The organism is Bosea sp. BIWAKO-01 (assembly GCF_001748145.1).
Classification (GTDB): Bacteria; Pseudomonadota; Alphaproteobacteria; order Rhizobiales; family Beijerinckiaceae; genus Allobosea.
Genome location: NZ_BCQA01000001.1, coordinates 1,422,241 through 1,446,049, shown reverse-complemented (window position 1 = coordinate 1,446,049; position 23,809 = coordinate 1,422,241). Strand labels below are relative to the sequence as shown.

Here is a 23,809-nt window from a genome sequence, read left to right as displayed (position 1 = left end):
CCCCAATCCGCGGCCTTGTCGCATCCGGGCAGGCGCCCGCCGTAAACGACCTGCCGGCCCCGAGGCCGGCGCGGACCAATGACCGCCATATCTCGGAGACGCGCACCATGTCTTCCCAGCAGCCACTCGATCCAAAATCCGTTGCCGGCAAGGATCTGCATCTCGACGAGCGCGCGCAGCTCCTGGTCATCGGCGGTGGGCGAGCGGGGCTCACGGCTGCGATCGAGGCGGCCGAGCTGGGCCTGTCGGTGATCCTCGTCGAGGAGAGCCCGGTTCCGTTCAGGACGATGGGCGAGGAGGTACCGCTGCATTACGGGCAGGGCATGGCCGGCGAGGCGCGCAACCGCAATGCCATGACGGAAGCCTTCATCGCCTCCGAGCCGCTGATCGAGGCCGCCTTCGAGGCGGGAGTCGACCTGCGTCTCGGAACCGCCTGCTGGGGGCTCTATGGCAACGGGCCAGGTGTCTCCTGGCTGTCGGGCACGGTGGCGGGGCTGATGGACGAGGAGCGCTCCTGGCTTGTCGGGGCTGACCACGTCATCGTGGCCGCTGGCCGCCGCGACATGGGGCTCGCCTTTCCCGGATGGGAGAAGCCTGGCGTGATGGGGGTGACCGCAGCGGTCTCGCTCGCGACGCGGTATGGCGCGCTCGCGCCGCGCCGGGTCGTCATGCTTGGCTCCACGACAGAGACGCTGGCCGCCGCACTCGCTCTGCGCGAGACCGGCGTCGCGATCGCCGCACTCGTCGAGCAGGCGGTGGCGCCGGTCGGTTCTGCGGAGCTCGTCGCGGCCCTGCGTGATGGTGGGACAGAAATACTCACCGGCCATGTCGTGCGCGAAGCAAGTGGGGGCGAAAGCGTCGAGGCCGCTGTCATTGCAGCGATCGATGCCGAGGGGCGGGCGATTGGAGCCGAGCGCCGCATCGCCTGTGAGAGCATCGTGCTCGGCGTCGGTGTGACGCCGGTGATTGACCTTCTCGACGCGCTTGGCTGCCGCGTCGCCTTCCAGCCGGAGCGCGGCGGCTACGCCCCGATCGTCGACGCCGATCAGAACACCTCCCGGCCGGGCATCTACGCGATTGGCGACTGTGCGGGTATCTGGCCGGCCAAGAGCTGCGGCGGAACGATCTCGGAGAATGAAGCGAAGCGCGCGGTGGCCGCAATCCTGGGCAGACTCGGTCTCGCCGACGAACGGACAATTCCGGCAGCTATCGCGCCCGAACCGCCCGCCTTCGATCTCGGCGCCTATCGCCTCGCCTGGGTGCGCGCCAGCGTCATCGAGGCACGCGGCGAAGTGCATGTCTGCCAATGCGAGGACGTCACGGCGCGCGAGATTCTGGAGGTCAGGCCGCCGCGCTATCTCAATTGGCAAAACGAACGCCGCAACGACCGCTCCTTGGCGGCACTTCTCGGCGAGGATCCGCCCAACCCGGACCAGGTCAAGCGCCTGACGCGAGCCGGCATGGGCGCCTGCCAGGGTCGGCGCTGCCGCGAGCAGGTCGCGGCCCTGCTGGCGCTCGGCGGCGCGGTGCCGCTTCCCTCGATCCCGCTTGCGAGCTATCGCGCGCCTGTCCGCCCGATTCCGCTGGCACTGGCCGGTCAGTTGCCGGAAGCGCCCGAGCAGGCCGAGCACTGGGACACCTGGTTCGGCATGCACGCGCAATGGCGGCCATTCTGGGACGTGCCTGAACTCTTCACCGTCGCAACCAATGACGCGACCGGCCCCGTGGCGAGCGAGTGAACGAGGTTGAGATGAGTGAGATCAAGGGAGCTTCGGTCGTCATCATCGGTGGCGGTGTCACGGGCTTGAGCGCCGGCTGGTGGCTGGCGCGCGAGGGTGTCGATGTTCTCGTCATCGAGAAGGGCATGATTGGTTGGGAGGCTTCCGGCCGCAATGGCGGTGGCTGCTCGCATCATCATTCGCCGCTCTTTCTCGAGGAGCAGCGACTCTGGCCGCAAATGGACGTGCTGCTGGGCTATCCGACCGAATTCGCGCCCAGTCGCATCCGTCTTGCATCCAGCGAACACCAGATGGCGCTTTATGGCCGTGCCCTGCGCAATGCCGAGCGGCAAGGCTTCAAATCCGAGATCCTGGATCCCAAGCAGATCCGCCAACTGGTACCGCTCGCGGGCGATACGATGATCGGCGGCTATTTCTATCATTTTGGCGGGCATGCCAATCCGCATCGCACGTTGCAGGGCTATGCCTGGGCGCTACAGGATCATGGCGGCCGCATCCTGCAGCATTGCGCGGTCACCGGCTTTCGCAGCCAAGGCGGCAAGGTCGTTGCAGTGGAGACGGAACGCGGCCTGATCGCCTGCGATCGGCTCGTGATCGCGGCTGGTCCGCAGACCGGCCGGCTGTCCGCGATGCTCGATCAGGAGGTGCCGATGGCCTCCGCCCGGGCCGAGATGATCATCACCGAGCCGCTGCCGTTGATGCCCTATGGCGGTGTCGATGGAAACGGGCTCTATGGCCGCCAGACCCTGCGCGGCAATCTTGCCTATGGTGGCGGCCCGCATGAATGGCTCGATGTGCCGGATCGTGTCGCTCCTGCCAAACCCTCGACACCGCTGATGGGCCATATTGGTCGCCGGTTGGCAGAGCTCCTACCCAGGGCGGCGCATGCCCGTATCATTCGGTCTTGGGCCGGCGTGATCGAGAACACGCCGGATGGCAGGCCAGTGATTGACCGCCTTTCGTCCCGCGACAACGTCGTGGTGGCGACGCTCTCGAGCGTCGGGTTCGGCCTCTCTCCCGCGAGCGGGCGCGCCATCCGGGATCTCGTCGTTGATGGAGCTTGCGCCTTCGCCGACATCTCTTCGTTCAAGCTCGCCCGTTTCGCCAAGCTCGAACCGAACTGGCGCGAATTGCAGGGCTGGCAGGCGCAGGCTGCCTAGTTCGCCGATGTCGCCAAAGCTGGCGTCCGGTTCTGCGCTCCGGCCAACCGACGGTTTCCGCGTGCCTGCCATGCAGTGGCGGGGCCTATGTCGTCTGCGGATGCCTCTCTAACACTAGAGGGGAAGCGAGGGAGAAATCATGCTGGACTGGACACGGGCCAAGGCGGAAGCCGCCGCGATCACGAAGAGCTGGGCCGATCAGGCTGGCCCCGGTGGTGCGGTCGTCATCTTCGATGCGGAGAGACGGCTTGAAGTCAGCGCCGGCGGTTTCGCCAACCTGGAACAGCAAACGCCCTTCACGGCGGATACGCCCAATCGCCTGGCCTCGATCAGCAAGCACTTCATGGCGGCGACGCTGCTGCTGGAGGGCATATCGCTCGACGCACCGCTCGGCAGCCTGCTGGATGGTTTGCCTGCGGCGGTCGCCGCCGTGCCTCTTGGCCGCGCACTGGATATGACCGGCGCGCTGCCGGACATGATGGAGACCCTGTGGCAGCTCGGCGTGCCCTACACGACGAGCCTCAGTGCTTCCGAAATTCATGGTTTTGCCCAGCGCCTGCCCGGCATCAATGCCGTGCCGGGCGAGGAGATGGCCTATTCCAATACCGGCTGGCGGCTGGCGCAGTCGGTGCTGCCGGCCCAACGCAGCATCACCTATCGCGAAGCCCTGCGGCTGCGCATGTTCGGGCCTCTGGCGCTGCCCTTCGTCTTCCCGGAGGACGAGAGCGAGATCGTGCCCGATCTCGCAACCGGTTATTGGCATGATGGCGTGAACTGGCGGCGTGGACGCTACGGCTTCCAGTTCTCTGCCTCAGGCGGGCTTGTCGGCAGCGCATCTGCCCTGGCGATCTGGGCCTCTGACCTGATGGCCGGGCGCGGGCCGCTCGCCGGCATCTTCGATAAGCTCACCGCACCGCGCCAGTTCGCGGATGGTCGCGAGAGCGGCTACCGCCTCGGCCTGGTCAGCACTTCGCTTCTCGGCACCACCGTGATCGGCCATGGCGGGTCTCTGACGGGCTACCGCAACCATTTCCTGATGGCGCCCGAGCATGGCGTTGGCGTCGTCGTGTTGAGCAATCGCGAGGAGGAGGTGCTCTGGCCGGCCCTGCGCGTGCTTGCGGCGCTTCTCGGCGAAGCGCTGCCCGAGGTACCGAAGGCTGGGCCGACCGGCCTGTATGTCGGCGAGGAAGGTTCCTTCTGGGCCGAGCTCGGTGGAGACTCGATCAGCGTCATGGGCGGCTATGAGCGTCTTGTCGTCGGCGAGAACGGCAGGTTGAGAAGCCTGCCTTCCTATCTCGACATCGAGCTCGGCACGCTCGGCGAAGACGAGATCCAGGCGCGGATCGGCGGCGTCGAGCGTCGTCTTCTGCGTGTTCCGGCCAGCACGCCGCTCGACCCGCGCCTCGTCGGCCGCTGGCGCGAGCGTAGCTTCGGCGCCGAGATCACGGTTGAAGCGGACGGCACGGCGCAATGGCCCTGGGCCGAGCCGGTCGGCATGACCACGCGGCTGACCCCCTTGCCGGGAGGCCGCGCGCTCGCCGATCTTGTTCATGGTCCCTGGCGGCACCGGCCTTGCTTGTGGTTGCAGCCGGACGGCTCCCTGCGCCTCGACAGCCATCGGGCGCGCGTCCTGCAATTCGATCGTGTCGACGACGTTGGAGGTACCCGATGATCCGTTCCCGCCTTGCCGGATTGTTGCTTTGCGCCGCGTCGCTGACGCTCGGCCTCGAGGCACAGGCCCAGCCGGCTCCCAGCCGCACCTTGCGTGTGGTGCCGCATGCGGATCTCAAGACGCTCGATCCTGTTGCAGCTTCGATCGTCATCACCCGCATGCATGGGCTGATGATCTACGAGACGCTGTTTGCCTGGGATTCAAAGCTGCAGCCGCACCCGCAGATGGTCGAGAGCTTCTCGACTGCTCCCGACAAGCTGTCCTGGAGTTTCACGCTGCGGCCCGGTCTCAAGTTCCATGACGGCCAGCCGGTCACAACCCGCGACGTCATCGCCTCGCTGAAGCGCTGGATGGCGCGCGATACGATCGGCGGCAAGCTCGGCGAGTATACGGAAGGATTGGAGGCGGTCGACGACCGAACCTTCACGCTGAAGCTGAAGCGGCCGATGGCGCTGGTGCCCTTCGCGCTGGGCTCGGCCGTGGGCCAGATCCCGGTGATCATGCGCGAGAGCGACGCCAAGAGTGATCCGATGAAGCCGGTCACCGAAGCGATCGGCAGCGGCCCTTTCCGCTTCAACCGGGCGGAATGGCGCAGCGGCGCGCGCGTCGTCTATGATCGCAACCCCGATTATGTGCCCCGTTCGGAACCGGCCGACGGCCTGGCAGGAGGCCGCGTCGTTAAGCTCGACCGCGTCGAATGGACCATCATGCCGGACGCGGCGACGGCTGCCGCTGCGATCCAGACCGGCGAGATCGATATCTGGGAGCAGCCGAGCCAGGACCTGATCTCGACCATCGCCAAGTCCCGAGACGTCAAGGTCGAACGCTACTCGAACCTTGCCAACCAGGTGATGCTGCGGCCGAACCACCTCTATCCGCCGTTCAACAATCCTAAGGCCAGGCTCGCCCTGGCCTACGCTACGGACCAGGCCGATTTCCTCGCCGCCGGCTTTGGGGACGAGGAGTGGTGGAAGCGCTGCAATGCCTATTTCGTCTGTGGCGCGCCGAACGGAACCGAGGTCGGCTCCGAAGCCTATGCCAAGCCCGATCTTGCAACTGCGAAGAAGCTGCTCGCCGAGAGCGGCTACAAGGGCGAGAAGCTGGTGCTGAGCACGTCGAACGACATCGCCCCGATCGGTCGCATGGCCGAGGTCGCGGCGCAGTCGCTCAAGGAAGTCGGCTTCAATGTCGATGTCCAGTTTGCCGATTGGGGCACCGTCACCACCCGCCAGCAGAATCGCGGCACCGTGGACCAGGGCGGCTGGAACCTGTTCGTCACCTACGCGTCGGGCGCGACGATGCAGTCGCCGATGACCAATATCGGCACCAATATGGGCTGCGAGAAGGCGTGGGCGGGCTGGCCCTGCGATGCCGAGGCCGAACGGCTGCGTGGCGCTGTTGTCGACGCTCCGGACGAGGCGAGCGGCAAGCTCGCGATCGAAGCGTTGCATCGGCGGCTCGCGGAAGTCCAACCCTATCGCGTGCTCGGTCAGTTCGATCAGCCCTATGCCCGCCGCAGCAACATTTCGGGCGTGCTCGCCGCGCCGGTGATGCTGTTCTGGAACATCGAGAAGAAGTAGGCAGCCAGCACTGACGGCCTCGGTGGATACGCGGTCCGGAGCGAGGCTTCTCTCGCCCCGGACCGTAAGATCGGAACATTCTGCCGGCGACAGGGCCAATCCCGGCAGGATGGGGCGCCTCCGGGCGCCAGACGGGCACGGATTGCGAGCTGCCCCTCTGCTAGAATTGCGCCTTCCCTCCTGTGCGGTCTAATCGACGGCCGCTTCAATCACGTGGCTTGTCATGACGACTGTCGAAACGGTTCTGGCCGATCTTGTGGCCTTTCCCTCTGTTTGCCGGACGCCGAATGCGGTAATCGTCGAGCATGTCCGCGGATATCTCGCGAGCCATGGCGTCGAGAGCGTCATCGTCCCGGGGCCGGAAGGGGATCGCTCCAATCTCTTCGCCACCATCGGGCCGCGCGAGCCGGGCGGGATCATTCTCTCGGCCCATCTCGATGTCGTGCCTGCAGCCCCCGAGGGCTGGGTCGGACAGCCCTTCGCCTTGCGCCGCGATGGCGACCGCCTGATCGGACGCGGCGCCGTCGACATGAAGGGTTTTGTTGCCAGCGTGCTGGCGAGCGTGCCGGACCTCGCCTCGCGCCGGCTGGCGCGGCCGATCCATATTGCGCTCTCCTATGACGAGGAGGTCGGCTGCGTCGGCGTTCGTCACCTGATTGCGCGGCTGCCGGAACTTTGTCCCCGGCCGGCCGGCTGCATCGTAGGCGAGCCGACCGATCTCCATCCCGTCTTGCGTCACAAGGGCAAGATCGCTCAACGCGTCACGGTCGACGGCAAGGCCGGGCACTCGTCGCGGACCGATCTCGGCGACAATGCCATTCACTACGCTGCGGAGTTGATGGCTGCCGTGCATGCCGAGGCGCGCCGGCATGCGGTGGAGGGTCCCTTTGCCGAGAGCTTTGCCCCGCCCTATTCCACGATCCAGGTCGGCACTGTGCAGGGCGGAACCGGCATCAACATCGTTCCGGCGCAATGCGTCTTCGAGGTGGAGGCTCGCGCCATCGCGGGGCAGGAGCCGGCCGGACTGCTTGCCTTCCTGCCGCGCGAGGCGGAGCGCATCCATGCTGCCGCTGTCGCGGATGGGCACAATGTCGTCTTCGGCTTCGAGACGATGAGCGACTATCCGCCGCTCGATCTGCCCGATGATGATCCGTTGGTCGGGTTGACGGAAGACGTTTGCGGGAGACCGCGCCAGCAGGCCGTCAGCTTCGGTACCGAGGCCGGGCTCTTTCAGGCCGCAGGCATCCCTGCGATCGTCTGCGGGCCGGGTGACGTGAACCGGGCGCACAGGCCCGAGGAGTACATCACCGATGCGGAACTGGCCGGCGCGATGGCCATGATCACGCGGTTGGCCGACCGGTTATCCTCCTGACGCAGGCTGTCAGCGCAGCTCTGGGCTGATCGGCTGAGCCCGTGCATGAATGCCGGCATGGGTCATCCGGAGGAGACTGATCATGCCTGATCGCCAGCGTGTCGAGGCCTTTGTCGCAGCCGTCGTGAGCGGCGATCATGTCGGCGCCATCCGCGATTTCTACTGCGAGGATGCCTCGATGCAGGAGAACGGCGCCGAGCCGCGCCGCGGACGCGACGCATTGATGGCGCATGAGGCCCGCGCGCTCGCCCGGCTCAACCGGATGCACACCCACCCCGCCCGTGCCGTGCTGGTCGATGGCGACCGGGTCGTCATCCACTGGGTCTTCGATGCCATCGATAAGGCGGGCGTGACGCGGCGGCTGGAAGAACTCGCGATCCAGCGCTGGCGCGGTGACCACATTGCCGAAGAGCGCTTCTTCTATGATACCGGCTCGGCCTGGCAGGTCGTCGAGCCCGTGCGTTAGATGTCGCTCAGGGCGGAGACCGCCAGCAAGCCGGAGCGGTTCAAGCTGGTCGTTGCGGTCTATGTGATCTTTCGGCGGGGGAGCGAACTCCTGCTGCTGCGGCGAGCGAACACGGGTTATGAGGACGGCAATTACGGTCTCGTGTCCGGACATCACGACGGCAGCGAGCCGCTGCGGGCAGCGGCCGCGCGCGAAGCCAGGGAGGAGGCGGGCGTCGAGATCGATCCCGCCAGCCTGACCTTCGCAACTGTGCTCCACCGATCGCAGGACGAGGAGCGGCTGGATTTCTTCTTCGAGGCGCGCAGCTGGCAGGGCGAGCTTCTCAACGCCGAGCCCGAGAAATGCGCCGAACTGGCCTGGTTCCCCATCGATGACTTGCCGGAGAACACGATCGCCTATGTCCGCACGGCCATCGTCCACTGGCAGTCCGGCACTCGCTATTGCGAGTTTTGGCGCGAGACCTGACTCGGCTTTCCCAGACAGTGCCTGCGGCCTCGCCGCTACGACAGCACTCCGCGATAGGGCGCAGCCACGATCAGGCAGCAATTGCCGGGCCGGACGCGGCCGGGCTGGCGGCGGCCGTAGAGGATGCCGTCGGCAGCGTAGTGCAGCGTCTCGGGCGGCCGGGTCGGGTCCCAGGTGCAATGGATGCGGCCGGCAGGCTGGCCCGCGCTGACCTTGGCGCCATTGGCATGAAACGGCTCGAAGACGCCGTCGGCGGTGGCATAGACATAGGCCGAGGTGCCGGGCAATTCGAGGATCTGGCCCTCGCCGCGCTTCGGCTCGGGCGTGTCGCGCGCGACGATGCCGAGGTGGTCGAGCACGTTGGCAACGCCGCGCCGGCAGACTTTCAGCGCCTCCAGCGAAACCGTGCCGCCACCCGCCATCTCGGTCCCGACAGTGACGAGCCCGCTGCGGCAGGCGGTTGCTGTTGCGGTGCGCGGCTCGCCGAGATTGCTGATCACCACCGTCATCGGCGCGTCGAATGCCTGGACTGCGGCGACATTGCGCTTGTGAAGCTCCGGATCGTCGGTCGGCTCGACGATCGCGCTCGGGATGATGTCGAGCGAGGAGCCGCCCGAATGCAGGTCGAGGAAGGCATCGCCGAGCGGCAGGATATGGTCGCTGACAAAGGCAGCGATCTGCTGGGTAATGGTGCCACGCGGGTCGCCCGGGAAGGTACGGTTGAAATTCAGGCCATCGACCGGCGACGTTCGCTGGCCGGCGATGACGGCGTGCGAGTTATTCGCCGGCATCAGGATCAGTCGGCCTTGCACGCGGCCGGGATCGAGATCGCGGATCAGATCGCAGATCGTGATCGGCCCCTCGTATTCATCGCCATGGTTGCCGCCTTCGAGGATCGCCGTCGGGCCGGAGCCGTTCTTGATGATCGCGATCGGAATCCGCGTCGCGCCCCAGGCGTCGTCATGCGGCGAATGCGGTATCATGACGAAGCCGACTTGCTTGCCGTCGCGCTCGGGATCGACTGTCAGGAAGGCGCTGGACGGACGGGGCGTGGGTTTCTGCTTGACGCTGGTCATGGCTGGCTCGCGGGCGCGCCGAGGCTGGCGGGCGGCAATCCGGCCCGGTGGCGCAGTCTGAAGGGAAAATGCCGGGCGCGGCCCGCGCCCGGCTGATGTCTGGCGTCGCTCAGAGCGTCGGCAGCGGGTCCATCGGTATGTCGAGATATTTGCGATGCAGCCGGTCGAGTTCGCCATTCATCGCATTGAAGAAGATGAAGCCGTCGAGCCAGCGCACGAGATTATGCTGATCCATCTGCACACCCATATGGGCCGGGCTGCGGCGGATGACGAACTTGCGCTCGAATTCCTTGTTCGGGTTCTGCTTGGCCAGCGCCTGCGCGACGATGCTGTTGGTGGCGAGCAGGTCGGCCTGGCCGGTGATATAGGCTGCCGCGGCCGTGGCATCGTCCTCGGTGCGCATCAGGCTCGCCTTGGGGGCGGTCGCCGAGATCGCCAGTTCCTGTGTCGTGCCCTTGGCGGCGGCGACCCGGGCGGAGCCGATGGTTTCGGGGCTGCTGACCGGCGAGGCCTTGGCGCCATAGACGGCCAGGAAGGTGTTGGCATAGGGCGCGGTGAACTGGATCTGCTTGGCGCGCTCCGGCGTCAGACCCATCACCGAGATCACGATATCGACCTTGTCGGTGAGCAGGAACGGAATCCGGTTGGCGCCGGTGATCTGCTGCATCTCGAGCTTCACGCCGAGCCCCTTGGCGACCATCTCGGCCATCTCGATGTCGAAGCCGATCGGCTTGCGGTTCTCGTCCTGGGCGCCGAAGGGCGGGGCATCGAGCGGCACGCCGATGCGCACCACGCCCTTGGACAGGATGTCCTGGAGCTTGTCGGCCCGGGCTTCGGCTCCGCCAAAGACGGCAACAGTCAGTGCAGCCAAACCTGCAAATAGCGAACGCATGTTTCGTCTCCCCTCGTTGTGCAACTGGTGTCGATCGGCCTCCTCAGTGCAGGACCGCGCTGAGGAAGGTCTGCAGTTCGGGCGTCTTCGGCTCGGCGAGCACCGCCGCGGCCTGGCCTTCTTCGTGAATGCGGCCCTCGTGCATGAAGACGACGCGCGAGCCGAAGCGGCGGGCAAAGCCCATCTCATGCGTGACGAGGATCATCGTCATGCCGTCCTGTGCCACCGATTCGAGCACCTTCAGCACCTCGCCGGTGAGTTCGGGATCGAGCGCCGAGGTGACCTCGTCGAACAGCATCAGCTTGGGCTGCATCGCGAGCGAACGGGCGATGGCGACGCGCTGCTGCTGGCCGCCGGACAGCTGGGACGGGAAGGCGTCGAGCTTGTCCTCCAGCCCGACGCGGCGCAGCACGTCGCGGGCGATCTCGCGGGCCGCGTCCGGCGCCTGCTTCTTCACGACCCGCGGCGCGAGCGTGATGTTGTCGCAGACCGAGAGATGCGGGAACAGGTTGAAGCTCTGGAAGACGATGCCGACCTCCTGCCTGAGCTTGCGCAGGTTGGTCTTAGGGTCGTTCACCTGCACGCCGTCGACCAGGATCGAACCGCCCTGGATCGGCTCGAGGCCGTTGATGCAGCGCAGCATGGTGCTCTTGCCAGAGCCCGAGCGCCCGATCACGGCGATGATCTCTCCCTTCGCGACGTCCAGCGAGACGTTCTTCAGAACCTGGACCGCACCATAGCTCTTGCTGATCCCCTTGATTTCAACGAGCGACATCGAGCTTCCGCTCGAGCGAGCGGCTCCATTGCGTGAGAGGGAAGCACATCAGGAAGTAGATGCAGGCGACGGTGATGTAGACGGCGAAGGGCTTGTAGGTGCCGGCGGCGGTGAGTTGGCCCTCGCGGGTCAGTTCGACGAGCCCGATCGTCGCGGCGAGCGAGGTGTTCTTGATGAGCTGGACGAGGAAGCCGACGGTGGGCGGGATTGCGACGCGGATCGACTGCGGCACGATGATGTGGCGCAACTGCTCCCAGAGCGACAGGCCGAGCGAGGCGCCGGCCTCCCATTGCGTCTTGGCGATCGAGATCAGCGCGCCGCGCCAGATCTCGCCGAGGAAGGCGCTGCCATAGACCGAGAAGGCGACGGCGGCTGCGAACCACGGATTGACCGAGATGCCGATCAGCGGCAGGCCGAAGAAGATCAGGAACAGCCAGACCAGCAGCGGCGTGCCCTGGACGATATGAGTGTAGCCGGCCGCCAGCCAGCGCAGCGGCGCGAAAGGCAGGATGCGGACGACGGCGATGACCAGGCCGAGCAGGGCGGCTCCGGTGAAGGCGGTGACGGTCAAGGCCACGGTCCAGCGCGCCGCCGCGACCAGGTACATCACATCGATCAGGCCGAAGGAACGGATCATCGCCTGACGAACGCCCAGTAATAGATGCCGGCAAAGAGGCCGCGGAAGGCCAGCGCGAGGCCGAGATAGAGCACGCTGATCACGGTGTAGACTTCGAAGTCGCGGAAGGTGCGCGACTGCACGATCGAGGCCGCGTGGAACAGGTCCTCGACAGAAATCTGCGAGACGACGCTCGTCGCCAGCATCAGCAGCACGAATTGGCTGGCGAGCGCGGGGAACATCGATTTAAGCGCCGGGAACATCACGATGTAGCGGAAGACCTGCAGGCCGGAGAGGCCGAGCGAGTGGCCGGCCTCGGTCTGTGCCTTCGGCACAGCTTCCAGTCCGGCTCGGACGATCTCTGTGGTATAGGCGCCGAGATTGATGACGAGCGCGATGATCGCCGCCGTCAGGCCGTCGAGCCGGAGGCCGAAGCTCGGCAGGCCGAAGAAGATCAGGAAGAGCTGGACCAGCAGCGGCGTGTTGCGGATCACCTCGACATAGCCACCGACGATCCGCTTCAGCGAGCCCGGGCCATAGACACGCGCCGCAGCACAGGCGACGCCGATGGCGAGGCCGCCGAGCATCGCGCAGGCCGAGAGCAGAAGCGTGATCCAGACGCCGTCGAGGATCGATTCCCACGCCGCAAACACGTCCCGAAATTGCAGGCCGTACTTCATCGCGCTCAGACCGCCATGGCCGCAGGCGGCGTGACGGCACGCCCACAACATACCGACAGAGTGATCAGCGATGGTGTCATTGAGCCTCCCCTTTACAAGAGGCTAGGTTGGCTTCTTATTTGATGTCAAGCTTCACATATGAAACGAGGCAGCATGCCTGACCTTCCGGAAACAGATGACGGCGAGAAGGCCTCTTATTCCGCTCCGGCTCTGGAGAAGGGGTTGGATATTCTCGAGCTGCTGGCGGATGTCGGCGAGCCGCTTTCGACCCGCACCATTGCCGAGCGGCTGGAGCGCTCGAAAAGCGAGATCTTCCGCATGGTCTTCGTGCTGCAGCAGCGCGGATATCTGGTGCGGGAGGCGGGAACGGACAGGCTCGCACTATCGCGACGATTGTTCGATCTCGGCATCAGGACGCCCAGCGGGCGGCAACTGACCTCGGTCGTACTGCCTCTGATGGAGCGCTTCAGCGAGGAGAGCGGCCAGGCGGCCCATCTCGTCGTGCTGAGCCGTGCGCAGACCGTGGTACTTGCGACGACCTCCGGACATCTCGACGCGACGGTTACCGTGCGGCCGGGCTATGGCAGGCCGGCGCTGGAAGCCAATTCCGGATTGCTCATCCTGGCGTTCCAGACACGGGCACGGCGTCTGACCCTGATGAAGGATGCCGATCATGAGGCGCTGACGCGGCTCGAGAGCACCGGCGTTGCGGCCATCTTCGAGATGATCAGGGAGCAGGGACACCAGATCGCACCAAGCCGCGACATTCTGGCGGTTACCGACATCGCCTGCCCGGTCATCGGACCGGCGGGCTATGCGCAGGCGGCGATCCTGGTGCCATGCCTGCAGCGCCATGGCGTGCAGACCGATGAGAAGGCGATCCTTACCAGCCTGAAGGCCTGCTGCCACGAGGCGGGGTTGCGCCTGGCCTATAGCTGACCAGGCGCAGGATGTTGGATCAGGCGGTGACGGGCTGCGGCGTGTAGCCGGCCGCCGTGACGATCGCCGCGATGGCGGCGCGGTCGCTGGTGCCCTGGACGCTGACCAGTTTCGAGGCCGGGTCGGCCTGGACGCGGGTTCCGGGAAGGCCAGTTTCGATCGCCTTCGTGATCGTACCGGCGCAATGCCCGTAGGTCATGTCCTCGACGCGGAAGCTGAGCGTTCCCGCGCCCTGAGGCTGTGTCTGTGGTGTCGTCTTCTCGCTATGGCTCTGGCATCCGCACATCGTGCTGCGTCCTTTCCTAGGGTTATGAAAGGAGCCTAAAGCTTCCAATGGTGGGAAGGTCAAGCGTCTTTTGCGGGCTGCCGACGTACGTCCAATGGCGTCTCCTGGCCATCTCGCGGAGTGTTGAAAATTGGCCTTGACCTTCCCATCATGGGAAGGATCATAACCCTCGCCATCAACATGCGGAGATCAAGCCATGGCGATGGCACGGACAGCGGGAAGCCCCGTTAGAGAATTTGAGATCGAGATCGGCGGGATGACCTGCGCCTCCTGTGTCGGGCGCGTCGAACGCGCCGTGAAGGCCGTCGACGGCGTCAGCTCAGTCGCAGTCAACCTCGCGACCGAACGAGCCCGCGTTACCCTGTCTTCCGGCGGTAGCGATGCTGGCGCGATCGCGGCTGCGATCCGCGGCGCCGGCTACGAACCCGCGGAGCGCGTCGTCGAGTTGAAGATCTCCGGGATGACCTGCGCGTCCTGCGTCGGCCGGGTCGAGCGGGCGCTCAAGGCGGTGCCGGGCGTGCTCGACGCGACCGTGAATCTCACGACCGAGCGTGCCACCGTGCGGGCTCTCGGCGGTGCGGACCAGATGCAGCAACTCGTTGCGGCCGTCGCAGGGGCTGGCTATTCCGCCGAAGCGGCGAGCATTGATGCCGGAGCCTCGGATCGCGAGCAACTGGCCCGCGAGGCGGAGCAGGCGGGTTTGAAGCGCGCGGTCCTCATCGCCGCAGTCGCGACAATCCCGCTGCTCGTCTTCGAGATGGGCTCGCATATGTACGAGCCGCTGCACCATTTTCTCGCAGGGCGTGTCGGCGAGTTCAACATCAAGCTCCTGTCCTTCCTGCTCGCAACATTCGTCCAGTTCGGGCCGGGTCTGCGCTTCCTGAAGAAGGGCTGGCCGGCCTTGCTGCGTGGCGCGCCGGACATGAACTCGCTGGTCATGCTCGGTACCAGCGCGGCCTATCTGTACTCGACGGTGGCGACCTTCGCGCCGGAGTTCCTGCCTGACGGTACGGACTACACCTATTTCGAGGCCGGCGCGGTCATCGTCACGCTCGTCCTGACCGGGCGTTGGTTCGAGGCCAGAGCCAAGGGCCGGACCAGCGAAGCGATCCGGCGACTGATGTCGCTGCAGGCGAAGTCGGCGCGTGTCCTGCGCGACGGCATCGAGGCCGATGTCGGGATCGAGAGCGTTGTTCCGGGCGATGTCGTCATCGTGCGTCCGGGTGAGCGCATCCCGGTCGATGGTGAGGTTCTCGACGGCGTGTCCTATGTCGACGAGGCGATGATCACCGGTGAGCCGGTGCCCGCACGCAAGGAAGCGGGAGCGGCTGTGACCGGAGGCACGATCAACGGCACGGGCGCCTTCCGTTTCACCGCCACCAAAGTCGGCGCCGATACGCTGCTCTCGCAGATCGTCCGCACCGTCGAGGCGGCGCAGGGCTCGAAGTTGCCGATCCAGGCCATGGTCGACAAGGTGACGATGTGGTTCGTTCCGGCCGTGATGGCGCTCGCGCTTGTGACGTTCGCGGCCTGGTTCGCCTTCGGCCCCAGCCCCGCCTTCTCCTATGCTCTCGTCAACGCGGTCGCCGTGCTGATCATCGCCTGCCCCTGCGCGATGGGATTGGCGACTCCGACCTCGATCATGGTCGGCACCGGCAAGGGCGCCGAGCTTGGCATCCTGTTCCGCCAGGGCGATGCGCTCCAGGGTCTGAAGGATGCGAAGATCGTGGCGCTCGACAAGACCGGAACCCTGACCAAGGGCAAGCCGGAGCTGACCGATCTCGTCACCGCCGAGGGCTTCGAGGAGGCCCAGGTGCTGCGGCTGGTCGCCTCGGTCGAGGCTCGCTCGGAGCATCCGATTGCGGAAGCGATCGTTGGCGCTGCCCGCCAGCGCGGCCTCGCCCTCGCAGAGGTGTCGGAGTTCGCGGGTGAAGCGGGCTTCGGCGTCAAGGCTGTCGTCGAAGGCCGGACGATCGAGATCGGTGCCGACCGGCTGATGCGGCGTCTCGGGCTCGACCTGTCGCCCTTCGCGGAGGCGGCAGGCCGCCTGGGCGATGCCGGCAAGACACCGCTCTATGCGGCGATCGACGGCAGGCTCGCTGCCATCATCGCGGTTGCCGATCCGGTCAAGGCCACGACCCCCGAGGCTATCGCATCGCTGCATCGGCTCGGCCTGCGCGTCGTGATGATTACCGGCGACAACCGGCGTACGGCGGAGGCGATTGCCGCGAGGCTTGGCATTGACGAGGTCGTGGCCGAGGTTCTGCCGACCGGCAAGGCCGAGGTGGTGGCCGGGCTCCAGGCCGGTGGCGCCAAGGTCGCCTTCGTCGGGGATGGCATCAACGACGCGCCCGCCCTGGCCAAGGCCGATGTCGGCATTGCCATCGGCACCGGCACGGACATCGCCATCGAGAGTGCCGATGTCGTGCTGATGTCGGGCGATCTGAATGGTGTCGCCAATGCCATCGCGCTGTCACAGGCGACGATCGCCAATATCCGCCAGAACCTGATCTGGGCCTTCGGTTACAACGCCCTGCTGATCCCGGTGGCTGCCGGCGCGCTCTATCCGAGCTTCGGCATCCTGATGTCGCCGATGTTCGCCGGACTGGCCATGGCGCTGTCGAGCGTCAGCGTCCTGACCAATGCGCTACGCCTGAAGCGCTTCCGCGCTCGCACGCCGGCCCCGGTGCAGGACCAGCGCGCCGCCAGGCTCGCGCTGGCGGGGTGAGACTGTAGGAGGAGCATGAGAGATGAACATCGGACAAGCGGCCACCGCCTCGGGCGTCAGCGCAAAGATGATCCGCTACTACGAGAGCATCGGGCTGATCGAGGCTCCGGTGCGCACCGAGGCGGGTTATCGGGTCTATGCCGGTGACGACGTCCACACGTTGCGCTTCGTTAAGCGCGCCCGGAATCTCGGGTTCTCGATTGAGGAAACGCGTGAACTCCTGGCGCTCTGGCGCGACAAGAGTCGGGCGAGTGCCGATGTGAAGGCGTTTGCCCTGCGCCACATCGGCGAGCTCGAGGCGCGGATCGGCGAGCTTCAGGCAATGGTGAAGACGCTCGGCCATTTGGCGCATCATTGCCACGGTGATGGCCGCCCCGATTGCCCGATTCTCGAGGACCTCGCCGATGCTCCCGTCCGGCAAGCGGCGGTTCCGGCAGGCTCTCGCGGCAGGGTACGGCATCACGCCTGAAGCCGGACATGGCGGGCGCCCCGAAAAGGCGCCCGCCTCACATCGGCGGCTCAGGTTTCCCGGAAAGCGCGCGCCATGCTGTCCTTCAGCGGCTGCATCAGATATTCGAAGAACGTACGTTCCTTCGTCTGGATGTAGACCTCTGCCGGCATGCCGGCCGTCGGCTGGAAATCGCGGATCGCGGCGACGCTGCTGTTCTCGAGGCGGACCCGTACGACATAGAGATCGGACGTATTCGGGTATCCGCGCTGCCTTTCATCCGGCAGGGCATCTGCCGAAATATAGATCACCTTGCCCTTGATCATCGGCGTCGTGCGCTGGTTGAGAGCGCTCAGGCGGACGGTCGCGATCTGACTGTGCTTGATCTTGTCGATATCCTGCGGACGGACATGCGTCTCGATGACGAGCTCTTCCTGCAGCGAGACGATTTCCATGATGCTCTTGCCTGCCTCGATGACGCCGCCGGCAGTGTGGTAGCGCAGCTTGACCACGGTTCCCTTGACCGGAGTGACGATCCTGGCGCGGTCGAGAACTCCCTTCACCGTGTGGATGCGTTCGCGGACATCGTTCAGATCGGCGCTGACGTCCTGCAACTGCTCCGATGCGGCCTTGATCGCGTTCTTTCTGACACCATCGATCTGCTCGACTGCGCGAGCGATGCGCTCCCGCGCGTCGCCGATATCCCCGGTGATCCGGCCGGCCTCGCCGCGGAGATTGGCCGCGTTGCGCTGAAGCGCGAGGACGTCGGGCTTGCGGATATAGCCACGGTCCAGCAGGGCCTGTTTGCCAGCGAGCTCTTCCTTGAGGAGTTCGCTCTGCTGGGCGACGGCGGCAAGCTGGGCCTTGCTGCCTGCGATTCTTTCCTCCAGCCCGTCGATGCCCTTTTGCTGAGCCGAAATGTCATTGGCGATGTTGTTCTGGCGGGCAATGAAAGTCGCCGTCTGCGCCTGGAGCATCGCGGCGACATCGGGGTCGGTGCTGCTCGCAATCAGGTGGGCGGGGAATATCAGTTGAGACCGACCGGCCGCCTCGGTGTTCAGCCGCGCCTCGACCGCTTCCAGCCGCATCTGCTTGAGCAGGTGCCGGCGGAGTTCCGCCCGGGAAGAGGTGTCGTCGAGCTGCACGAGCAACTGGCCGGGCAGGACGACGTCGCCCTCTCGCACCATGATCTCGCGGATCACGCCGCCTTCAAGATGCTGGATCGTCTTGTTCTGTCCCGTGGTCACGAAGACCCCCGGCGCGATCACTGCGCCTGAGATCGGTGCGGTATTGCCCCAGACGCCGAAACCCATGATCGTCATCAGCATGATGGCGATGCCGCTGAGTTTCGCCCAGCGGGTGTTGCGCGGGACGTCGCCATACCAGGGTTGAGCTGCGATCATTGCGGTCATCGTGCGTCTCTCCACCCTTGCAAAACGCCTGACTGCCCGCTGGGCAGGAGCGTGGCGGCACAGAACCTCAGTTCGGCCTTGGCGTGCTGTCGATGCTCCGCTGCCCGACGATCAGCGGCAGGATGTCGTCGCGTGCGCCGATCGCCTGGACCGCGCCGTCCTTGATCATCATGATCTTGTCGACGCTGCGCAGCAGGGCTGGCCGCTGCGTTACCGCCACGACTGTCATGCCTCGCGCCTTGGCGCGCTCGAAGGCTCGTGCCAGCGCGGCCTCGCCGATCGTATCGAGATTGGAGTTGGGCTCGTCGAGAACGACCAGTCTCGGATTTCCGAAGAAGGCGCGGGCGAGCCCGAGCCGCTGCTTCTGCCCACCGGAGAGCGGGCTGCCATCGATGCCGATCTGCGTCTCGTAGCCATGGACGAACTGGGCGACCATTTCGTGGATATCGGCGATCTCGGCGGCCTCGTACACGTCTTCGTCGCGCGCATCGTCGCGCATCCGGGCGATATTGGCCTTGATCGATGCCGGGAAGAGCTGGGTGTCCTGCGGGAGATAGCCGACATTCTCGCCGAACTGCCGTGGGTCCCAGTTGCGCTGCTCCATCCGGTCGAGCCGCACCGTGCCAGCCGTGGGCGTGATCGAGCCGACCAGCATGCGCGCGAGCGTCGACTTGCCGCTGCCCGAGGCGCCGACGATGGCAAGCGAGTCGCCGGGTTCGAGGCTGAAGCTGATGCCGTTCAGGATGACCTTCTTGTTCGGTGGCGGCACATAGAGGATGCGCTCGACATCAAGGCGGCCCTTGGGGTTCGGCAACCGCAGCCGATCGAGATTGAGCGGCGAGGCCTGCAACAGGGCCTGAACGCGGGAATAGGCGGCGCGCGCGTGGATGAAGCTGCGCCAGCCCTCGATCGTGCCTTCAAGCGGTGCCAGCGCGCGGCCAGCGACCACTGATGACGCGATGACCATGCCGCCGGTGAGGGATCCTTCCAGGGATAGCCAGGCGCCCCAGCCGAGCATGGCGATCTGCGTACCGAGCCGGAAGAATTTCGACAGCCCGGTCATCATGATGTTGCGATCTTGGGCGCTGACCTGCGCCTTCAGGGATTCCGCGGTCTCGCGGCCCCAGATCAGCACGCCCTCCGGGATCATGCCCATCGCGTTGATCACCTGGGAGTTCCGCGACATCGCTTCCGACTGCAGATTGGCGCGCGTCGCGAAGGCGCTTGACCTTGCGAAGGGGACGGCGGTCAGCTTCTGGTTGAAATAGGCGACCACGAACAGGACGATGGCGGCGACCGTGACGATGTAGCCCAGATGCGGGTGGATCAGATAGACCGCCAGCAGGTAGATCGGCGCGGTCGGCGCATCGAGCATCGTCAGGATGACTGGCCCGGTCAGGAAGCTCCTGATCTGCTGAAGATCGGCGAGGATCTGGAATTCCCGGTTCGAGCCGCTCTGGGCCGCCTTGGCCGCGGCGCTGAGAACGGGACCACCGAGCCGGCTCTCGACATCCACGGCAACCCGCATCAGGATGAAGCGGCGCATCATGTCGAGCAGGACATGGGCGAGGATCGCGACCATCACGATGACCGAGAGCATCGCCAGCGTATCGAGGCTGCGGCTGGTCAGCACCCTGTCCGACATCTGGAACAGATAGATCGGCACAGCCAGCACCAGCGTGTTCACGACGATCGAGAAGATCCCGACGATCACGAGGTTGTGCCGCGCCTCCGCGAGCCCCTTGCCGAGGACCTGCTGGAAATCGCGGTCGCCGAGACGTTGCTCGAGCGGCGATCTACCGCCACCGCCACCGCCACCGCCACCTCCGCCGCCACCGGTTCCGCCCTTGCCGCCTCCAGGACCGTTCGATGTCGTTGTGCCTTGCGGGCTGCCGGCGCCTCCAACCGGGTGCAGATTGGTGACGCCGCCGGCGGGAGGAGCGCCATGCTTCGCCTCAGCCCGCAGCGGGGCTTGTACTGGCGGGGCCTGGCTAACTCCGCCGGCCAGGCGGTCGTTAGTGTTGACGACCAGGGTGAGGGGAGGCGGGGGCCTCCCAATGGTGGTCCCCAGTGCCGTGGCCCCGGGCACCCTGACGTCATCTGGGCGGTTCAATGGCGTGGCTGGAACGGCTTCGTCGGTCATGAAGTGCCCTCGGATGCGTGCTGGCCTCAAGTCATGATGTTCGATGTGAGGTGATCGTGCTGGGACGGATCGGGTATCACCGGTCGCGAACCGGAGGAGTCCGATCCGGAGTGCGAATCCACGTCGTGAGCGAAGGCGACGAGCTCGGGCACCAATGTCTGGGTGTCGTGAATGGTGACCTTGTCAGTGTCGGTGATCATGTTGGTCTGGATCAGCACGCTCTCCTCATAGGCCTGCCCACCCAGGTATTTCGACGCAGACAGCGTGCCGGGGTCGATGATATGCGCTTCGTTCAGCACCGTGTTTGCGCCGGCGGCGACGCCTTGTGTCGTACCGGGCTGAGCATTGGCCTGGATGACCTGGTCAGCGTCGTTCAGCACATTGATCTGGGTGATGACGTTCACATCGTAATAGTCGCCGGGCACGTAGAGGACGTGCAGCGTCCCCGACCTGTTGCCGTTGAGCTCCCAGTCGGTATTCGGGGTCAGGATCGTGTAGTGCCGATCGAGCGCGTCTATAAGGTCGTAATGGGCCTGCAGCATCGGCTTGAATGCGGCGCTGTCATAGGTCGTGATGCTTGCGAGATTGGTGAGGTTGTTGAAGCCGGTGGTCACAACGGTGCTATCGCTGCTGTGGCCGGTTGCAAATAGCTTGGCGCTGTCTGGGTCCAGCACGATGTTGTACTGATAGATCCAGTCGGCGCGGTGATAGTCGCCGCCGATGATGATGATGTCATAGCTGTCGAGGCCGGTGAGCAGTGCGAGGTTGAGCTGGGCGTTCTCGCCGCTCTTCACGTCGAAATAGGTTCCGTTCTCCGCCTGAACGATCCGGTCGCTATCGTTCAGGCCATTGAACTGAACGACGGATTTCACATCATAGAAGCTGCCCGGCATGACATCGACCGACCAGAATGGGGTCGCTGCGGCTCCGTTTGGCGCAATCGTCATTGTGTTCGTCGCGAATTCCGCGATGTTGTGGACTTCGTTGCCATGGGTCTGAACCAATGGGGTCAGGGCACCATCGACGGCGACGTCGACATGATCGTTGTCCACGAGGACGTTCACCTGCGCGATGCCGCGGCTGAAGAAATAGTTGCCGCCCACGATCATGGAACCGGTGGCTTCGTTGGCGTCGACAATCACGGCAGCATTTGCCAACGTATTCATGCCGGTTTCGGAGATGACGGCAACGCCACCGGTGGGCTCGGCCGCTGATATGGATTTGGTGATGCTGTCGGCCGGGGCCTCCTCGGCCAGGCGCCATGGTGCAACCTCGGCAATGCTCGGCACTGACGGATCACCCGAGTTGAGCGCGCCATCGACGGTTCGGCCTTCCACGGCATGTGAGACAGGGCTGCCATCGGAATATGGGCTCCCCGTCTCGGCCCAGCGGCTATCACGGCTTTCGATGGCCTCGATCACGCTCTGTGTCGTGCCGCCTTGAAGGACCGCAACCTCCCTGGGAACAGCGTTCTCCGCCTGGTGCAGCATGCTGTCCAGCACGCCGTCGAGATGAAGCTCGGGGGGCACGACGAGAGTACCGTCAGGATAGTGGATGGCGTCGGACGTCAGCAGGTCCCGGTCGTCCGCCTGATTGACCTGGTGGATCGAGAGCAGTGTCTCCGTGCCGCCGCCCTGATACCCGACGGTGATGATCCTGTGGTTGGTGACGGCATAGCCGTAGTCGTAATCGACGCTGTCAGGCGCATCGAGGCGATGCGGAAACGGATGGCTCGATGGCAGAATTTTGGCCGGTGGAGTGAAGGGCGTGGGCGCCGGGCTGTGAAGGGCGGGACTGTCCTCGATGACGTTCCGCGCTTGAAAGAGCACGGATTGCGAGATCGTTTCATCGGCGGCGACGGGCGGGGTCCGATCGTAGAAGCGATCGTTGCCTTCGTCTGCTCCGACCCGGGATGTCTCGCCGTCATAAATCTCGCGCGCCCGGACTTCGTCAACGAAGACGCGGAGATAGCCGGCAAAATGCCATATGGTCTCGGTGAACCCGCCGGTATTCATGGCGCACTCTGCAATGTCGCCTGGTAGGGCCGATCGTGGAGGGCTCCAGGCATTGCGTGGGCTCAGCGGGGCAACTTACCCCGGGCAGGGATCGCGCGGGGCCGACCCCCGCGCGTCCGAGCATGGTTTGCCTTCTAAGCGTTGGGACGCTCAGAGCGTGCCGATGTCGTGACCGGCGACGGTCAGGTGATCGACGGAATTGAACTGGACATTCGCGCCCATGGCGATGTGCTGGGTGAAGGCTTCCTGGGTCAGGGCGACGTTGGCAGCAGCGGCGCCGATGCCGGAGTAGCCGTCGCTTCCGCCATGGATATCGCCGAAGCTCGACGATGCCGAGCCGCCGGTGGCCGTTGCGGTCATCGAGAAATCGCCAGCTGTTTCCGGCATATGGCCCGGAAGATAGCTGGATGGCTCGAGCCCACCCGAGTTGAAGTTCACCGATGGGTTGGACAGGCTATCATTGTCGGCCAGGTTGTTGACCTGCGTGATATTGAAGTTGTTGCCGTCATCGGTCGTCTGCGTCACGACGGAAGGCATCACGATCGAGTCGTGGATGTCGTGGATCGAGTCGATATCCATGACCCTGTTATCGGCAGGTGGCACGAGAGCGCCACTGAGGTCGAGGTCAACCTTCACATTGACAGTGGTGTCGACCGCGGTCTGAACATGGTTGATGTTCTCGTTATAGTTGAGATTGCCATTGGCATTCAGATTGCCGTTGCCGTTGAGATTCAGATTGCCGTTGTCATTCCAGACGGAGGTGTCAACGGCCTGCGCAGAGTACTGCGCCTGCCCTTGCCCTTGCCCTTGTCCCTGACCTTGCCCCTGGCCCTGGCCCTGCAGCTGGGCCTGAAGCGCGGCCTGCGCCTGCGCCTGGTCCTGATCCTGGTTTGGATCCTGCGGGTGATAATTGTTGCTGTTGGACATGATACTTCCCCGTTAAAAAAGGAGAAGGCACCCTTCAGCTTGTTGATCGCCGCATCTCTTCTGCGCTGCGTCGATCCACTCGCGTCGGATGCCATTAGTGCCTAATATTGATAATTAAGATCGATTGAATGTCCCGCCATCTTACGGAAAGACGTTCATCGTGATTTTGAGCTGAGGGTAGCCGAAATTCCAAATAAAGCTAAGTCATTCTGCCTTTCTCCTGATTTTATTTCTGTAATGTAGGTAATAAATATCACGATATACCGAGATAAATCGCCAAATAGAAATATATCTAATAGTACGATATTATTCTACAACGATATAAAGTTTATATTTTAATGTATATATATAAATACGTGGTATTTATTATAACAACTTACAATATCTTAATCGGTAATCAGTTGCTTTCTGATACCTA

Annotated in this window: 20 protein-coding genes; 10 read left to right on the top strand and 10 right to left on the bottom strand. The window is 64.8% G+C overall.

Annotated elements, in window-relative coordinates:
* Nucleotides 1–5: 5 nt before the first annotated feature.
* The 7 genes from BIWAKO_RS06560 to BIWAKO_RS06530 all read left to right on the top strand — a co-directional run bounded on the left by BIWAKO_RS06560 (nt 6) and on the right by BIWAKO_RS06530 (nt 8,454).
* On the top strand, nt 6–1,739 hold the full coding sequence (locus BIWAKO_RS06560) for an FAD-dependent oxidoreductase (protein ID WP_371332163.1): 1,734 nt from the start codon (nt 6–8) through the stop codon (nt 1,737–1,739).
* Nucleotides 1,740–1,750: 11 nt separating this feature from the next.
* Entirely contained in the window at nt 1,751–2,899 is a 1,149-nt protein-coding gene (locus BIWAKO_RS06555) for an NAD(P)/FAD-dependent oxidoreductase (RefSeq protein ID WP_069882227.1), read from the top strand.
* A gap of 139 nt (nt 2,900–3,038) precedes the next feature.
* The gene (locus BIWAKO_RS06550; RefSeq protein WP_069877853.1) at nt 3,039–4,571 is read left to right on the top strand and encodes a serine hydrolase domain-containing protein; all 1,533 of its coding nucleotides are present in this window, start codon (nt 3,039–3,041) and stop codon (nt 4,569–4,571) included.
* On the top strand, nt 4,568–6,151 hold the full coding sequence (locus BIWAKO_RS06545; protein WP_069877852.1) for an ABC transporter substrate-binding protein: 1,584 nt from the start codon (nt 4,568–4,570) through the stop codon (nt 6,149–6,151). The genes BIWAKO_RS06550 and BIWAKO_RS06545 overlap by 4 nt, the downstream gene beginning before the upstream one ends.
* 223 nt (nt 6,152–6,374) lie before the next feature.
* Complete coding sequence (gene argE / locus BIWAKO_RS06540) at nt 6,375–7,523, top strand: acetylornithine deacetylase (RefSeq protein WP_069877851.1); 1,149 nt, start codon at nt 6,375–6,377, stop codon at nt 7,521–7,523.
* A gap of 82 nt (nt 7,524–7,605) precedes the next feature.
* On the top strand, nt 7,606–7,989 hold the full coding sequence (locus tag BIWAKO_RS06535) for a nuclear transport factor 2 family protein (protein ID WP_069882226.1): 384 nt from the start codon (nt 7,606–7,608) through the stop codon (nt 7,987–7,989).
* Entirely contained in the window at nt 7,990–8,454 is a 465-nt protein-coding gene (locus BIWAKO_RS06530; RefSeq protein WP_069877850.1) for an NUDIX hydrolase, read from the top strand.
* Between the two features lie 35 nt (nt 8,455–8,489).
* Here BIWAKO_RS06530 and BIWAKO_RS06525 read toward each other — a convergent pair whose 3' ends face one another.
* From BIWAKO_RS06525 to BIWAKO_RS06505, 5 genes are all read right to left on the bottom strand, one after another.
* Entirely contained in the window at nt 8,490–9,530 is a 1,041-nt protein-coding gene (locus BIWAKO_RS06525; RefSeq protein ID WP_069877849.1) for a succinylglutamate desuccinylase/aspartoacylase family protein, read from the bottom strand.
* A 109-nt stretch (nt 9,531–9,639) separates the two neighbouring features.
* Nucleotides 9,640–10,422: a transporter substrate-binding domain-containing protein gene (locus tag BIWAKO_RS06520; protein ID WP_069877848.1), complete on the bottom strand. Its 783-nt coding sequence runs from the start codon at nt 10,420–10,422 to the stop codon at nt 9,640–9,642.
* A gap of 43 nt (nt 10,423–10,465) precedes the next feature.
* Complete coding sequence (locus BIWAKO_RS06515; RefSeq protein ID WP_069877847.1) at nt 10,466–11,197, bottom strand: amino acid ABC transporter ATP-binding protein; 732 nt, start codon at nt 11,195–11,197, stop codon at nt 10,466–10,468.
* Nucleotides 11,184–11,834, bottom strand: coding sequence for an amino acid ABC transporter permease (locus BIWAKO_RS06510; RefSeq protein ID WP_069877846.1), 651 nt, complete (start codon nt 11,832–11,834; stop codon nt 11,184–11,186). The genes BIWAKO_RS06515 and BIWAKO_RS06510 overlap by 14 nt, the downstream gene beginning before the upstream one ends.
* Nucleotides 11,831–12,493, bottom strand: coding sequence for an amino acid ABC transporter permease (locus tag BIWAKO_RS06505; protein ID WP_069877845.1), 663 nt, complete (start codon nt 12,491–12,493; stop codon nt 11,831–11,833). Before BIWAKO_RS06505 ends, BIWAKO_RS06510 begins: the two co-directional genes overlap by 4 nt.
* Before the next feature lie 153 nt (nt 12,494–12,646).
* Between BIWAKO_RS06505 and BIWAKO_RS06500 the strand changes: the two genes are divergently transcribed.
* Entirely contained in the window at nt 12,647–13,432 is a 786-nt protein-coding gene (locus tag BIWAKO_RS06500; RefSeq protein WP_069877844.1) for an IclR family transcriptional regulator, read from the top strand.
* A 19-nt stretch (nt 13,433–13,451) separates the two neighbouring features.
* On the opposite strand, the gene BIWAKO_RS06495 is transcribed toward BIWAKO_RS06500, so the two are convergent.
* Entirely contained in the window at nt 13,452–13,718 is a 267-nt protein-coding gene (locus tag BIWAKO_RS06495) for a heavy-metal-associated domain-containing protein (protein ID WP_069877843.1), read from the bottom strand.
* Between the two features lie 202 nt (nt 13,719–13,920).
* Here BIWAKO_RS06495 and BIWAKO_RS06490 point away from each other — a divergent pair, with 202 nt between their 5' ends.
* Nucleotides 13,921–16,446 carry a heavy metal translocating P-type ATPase gene (locus BIWAKO_RS06490; RefSeq protein ID WP_141740335.1) on the top strand — a complete coding sequence of 842 codons (2,526 nt, stop codon included), beginning with the start codon at nt 13,921–13,923 and terminating at the stop codon, nt 16,444–16,446.
* A 22-nt stretch (nt 16,447–16,468) separates the two neighbouring features.
* Entirely contained in the window at nt 16,469–16,915 is a 447-nt protein-coding gene (gene cueR / locus BIWAKO_RS06485; protein ID WP_069877841.1) for a Cu(I)-responsive transcriptional regulator, read from the top strand.
* A 50-nt stretch (nt 16,916–16,965) separates the two neighbouring features.
* Here the strand turns inward: cueR and BIWAKO_RS06480 are convergent, their stop codons facing one another.
* From BIWAKO_RS06480 to BIWAKO_RS06465, 4 genes are all read right to left on the bottom strand, one after another.
* On the bottom strand, nt 16,966–18,306 hold the full coding sequence (locus tag BIWAKO_RS06480; protein WP_074471516.1) for an HlyD family type I secretion periplasmic adaptor subunit: 1,341 nt from the start codon (nt 18,304–18,306) through the stop codon (nt 16,966–16,968).
* Between the two features lie 67 nt (nt 18,307–18,373).
* Nucleotides 18,374–20,449 (bottom strand): type I secretion system permease/ATPase, encoded by a 2,076-nt coding sequence (locus BIWAKO_RS06475; RefSeq protein WP_084651190.1) that lies wholly within the window; start codon nt 20,447–20,449, stop codon nt 18,374–18,376.
* A 26-nt stretch (nt 20,450–20,475) separates the two neighbouring features.
* On the bottom strand, nt 20,476–22,464 hold the full coding sequence (locus BIWAKO_RS06470) for a hypothetical protein (RefSeq protein ID WP_069877839.1): 1,989 nt from the start codon (nt 22,462–22,464) through the stop codon (nt 20,476–20,478).
* A gap of 150 nt (nt 22,465–22,614) precedes the next feature.
* A complete protein-coding gene (locus BIWAKO_RS06465) occupies nt 22,615–23,391 on the bottom strand; it encodes a hypothetical protein (protein ID WP_069877838.1) in 777 nt (258 codons plus the stop codon).
* Between the last annotated feature and the right edge of the window lie 418 nt (nt 23,392–23,809).

Excerpts from the sequence above, each read along its gene's own strand:
- BIWAKO_RS06555 (WP_069882227.1), top strand. The coding sequence starts at position 1,751 with ATGAGTGAGATCAAGGGAGCTTCGGTCGTCATCATCGGTGGCGGTGTC.
- BIWAKO_RS06550 (WP_069877853.1), top strand. The coding sequence starts at position 3,039 with ATGCTGGACTGGACACGGGCCAAGGCGGAAGCCGCCGCGATCACGAAG.
- BIWAKO_RS06545 (WP_069877852.1), top strand. The coding sequence starts at position 4,568 with ATGATCCGTTCCCGCCTTGCCGGATTGTTGCTTTGCGCCGCGTCGCTG.
- argE (WP_069877851.1), top strand. The coding sequence starts at position 6,375 with ATGACGACTGTCGAAACGGTTCTGGCCGATCTTGTGGCCTTTCCCTCT.
- BIWAKO_RS06535 (WP_069882226.1), top strand. The coding sequence starts at position 7,606 with ATGCCTGATCGCCAGCGTGTCGAGGCCTTTGTCGCAGCCGTCGTGAGC.
- BIWAKO_RS06530 (WP_069877850.1), top strand. The coding sequence starts at position 7,990 with ATGTCGCTCAGGGCGGAGACCGCCAGCAAGCCGGAGCGGTTCAAGCTG.
- BIWAKO_RS06525 (WP_069877849.1), bottom strand. The coding sequence starts at position 9,530 with ATGACCAGCGTCAAGCAGAAACCCACGCCCCGTCCGTCCAGCGCCTTC.
- BIWAKO_RS06520 (WP_069877848.1), bottom strand. The coding sequence starts at position 10,422 with ATGCGTTCGCTATTTGCAGGTTTGGCTGCACTGACTGTTGCCGTCTTT.
- BIWAKO_RS06515 (WP_069877847.1), bottom strand. The coding sequence starts at position 11,197 with ATGTCGCTCGTTGAAATCAAGGGGATCAGCAAGAGCTATGGTGCGGTC.
- BIWAKO_RS06510 (WP_069877846.1), bottom strand. The coding sequence starts at position 11,834 with ATGATCCGTTCCTTCGGCCTGATCGATGTGATGTACCTGGTCGCGGCG.
- BIWAKO_RS06505 (WP_069877845.1), bottom strand. The coding sequence starts at position 12,493 with ATGAAGTACGGCCTGCAATTTCGGGACGTGTTTGCGGCGTGGGAATCG.
- BIWAKO_RS06500 (WP_069877844.1), top strand. The coding sequence starts at position 12,647 with ATGCCTGACCTTCCGGAAACAGATGACGGCGAGAAGGCCTCTTATTCC.
- BIWAKO_RS06495 (WP_069877843.1), bottom strand. The coding sequence starts at position 13,718 with ATGTGCGGATGCCAGAGCCATAGCGAGAAGACGACACCACAGACACAG.
- BIWAKO_RS06490 (WP_141740335.1), top strand. The coding sequence starts at position 13,921 with ATGGCACGGACAGCGGGAAGCCCCGTTAGAGAATTTGAGATCGAGATC.
- cueR (WP_069877841.1), top strand. The coding sequence starts at position 16,469 with ATGAACATCGGACAAGCGGCCACCGCCTCGGGCGTCAGCGCAAAGATG.
- BIWAKO_RS06480 (WP_074471516.1), bottom strand. The coding sequence starts at position 18,306 with ATGACCGCAATGATCGCAGCTCAACCCTGGTATGGCGACGTCCCGCGC.
- BIWAKO_RS06475 (WP_084651190.1), bottom strand. The coding sequence starts at position 20,449 with ATGACCGACGAAGCCGTTCCAGCCACGCCATTGAACCGCCCAGATGAC.
- BIWAKO_RS06470 (WP_069877839.1), bottom strand. The coding sequence starts at position 22,464 with ATGAATACCGGCGGGTTCACCGAGACCATATGGCATTTTGCCGGCTAT.
- BIWAKO_RS06465 (WP_069877838.1), bottom strand. The coding sequence starts at position 23,391 with ATGTCCAACAGCAACAATTATCACCCGCAGGATCCAAACCAGGATCAG.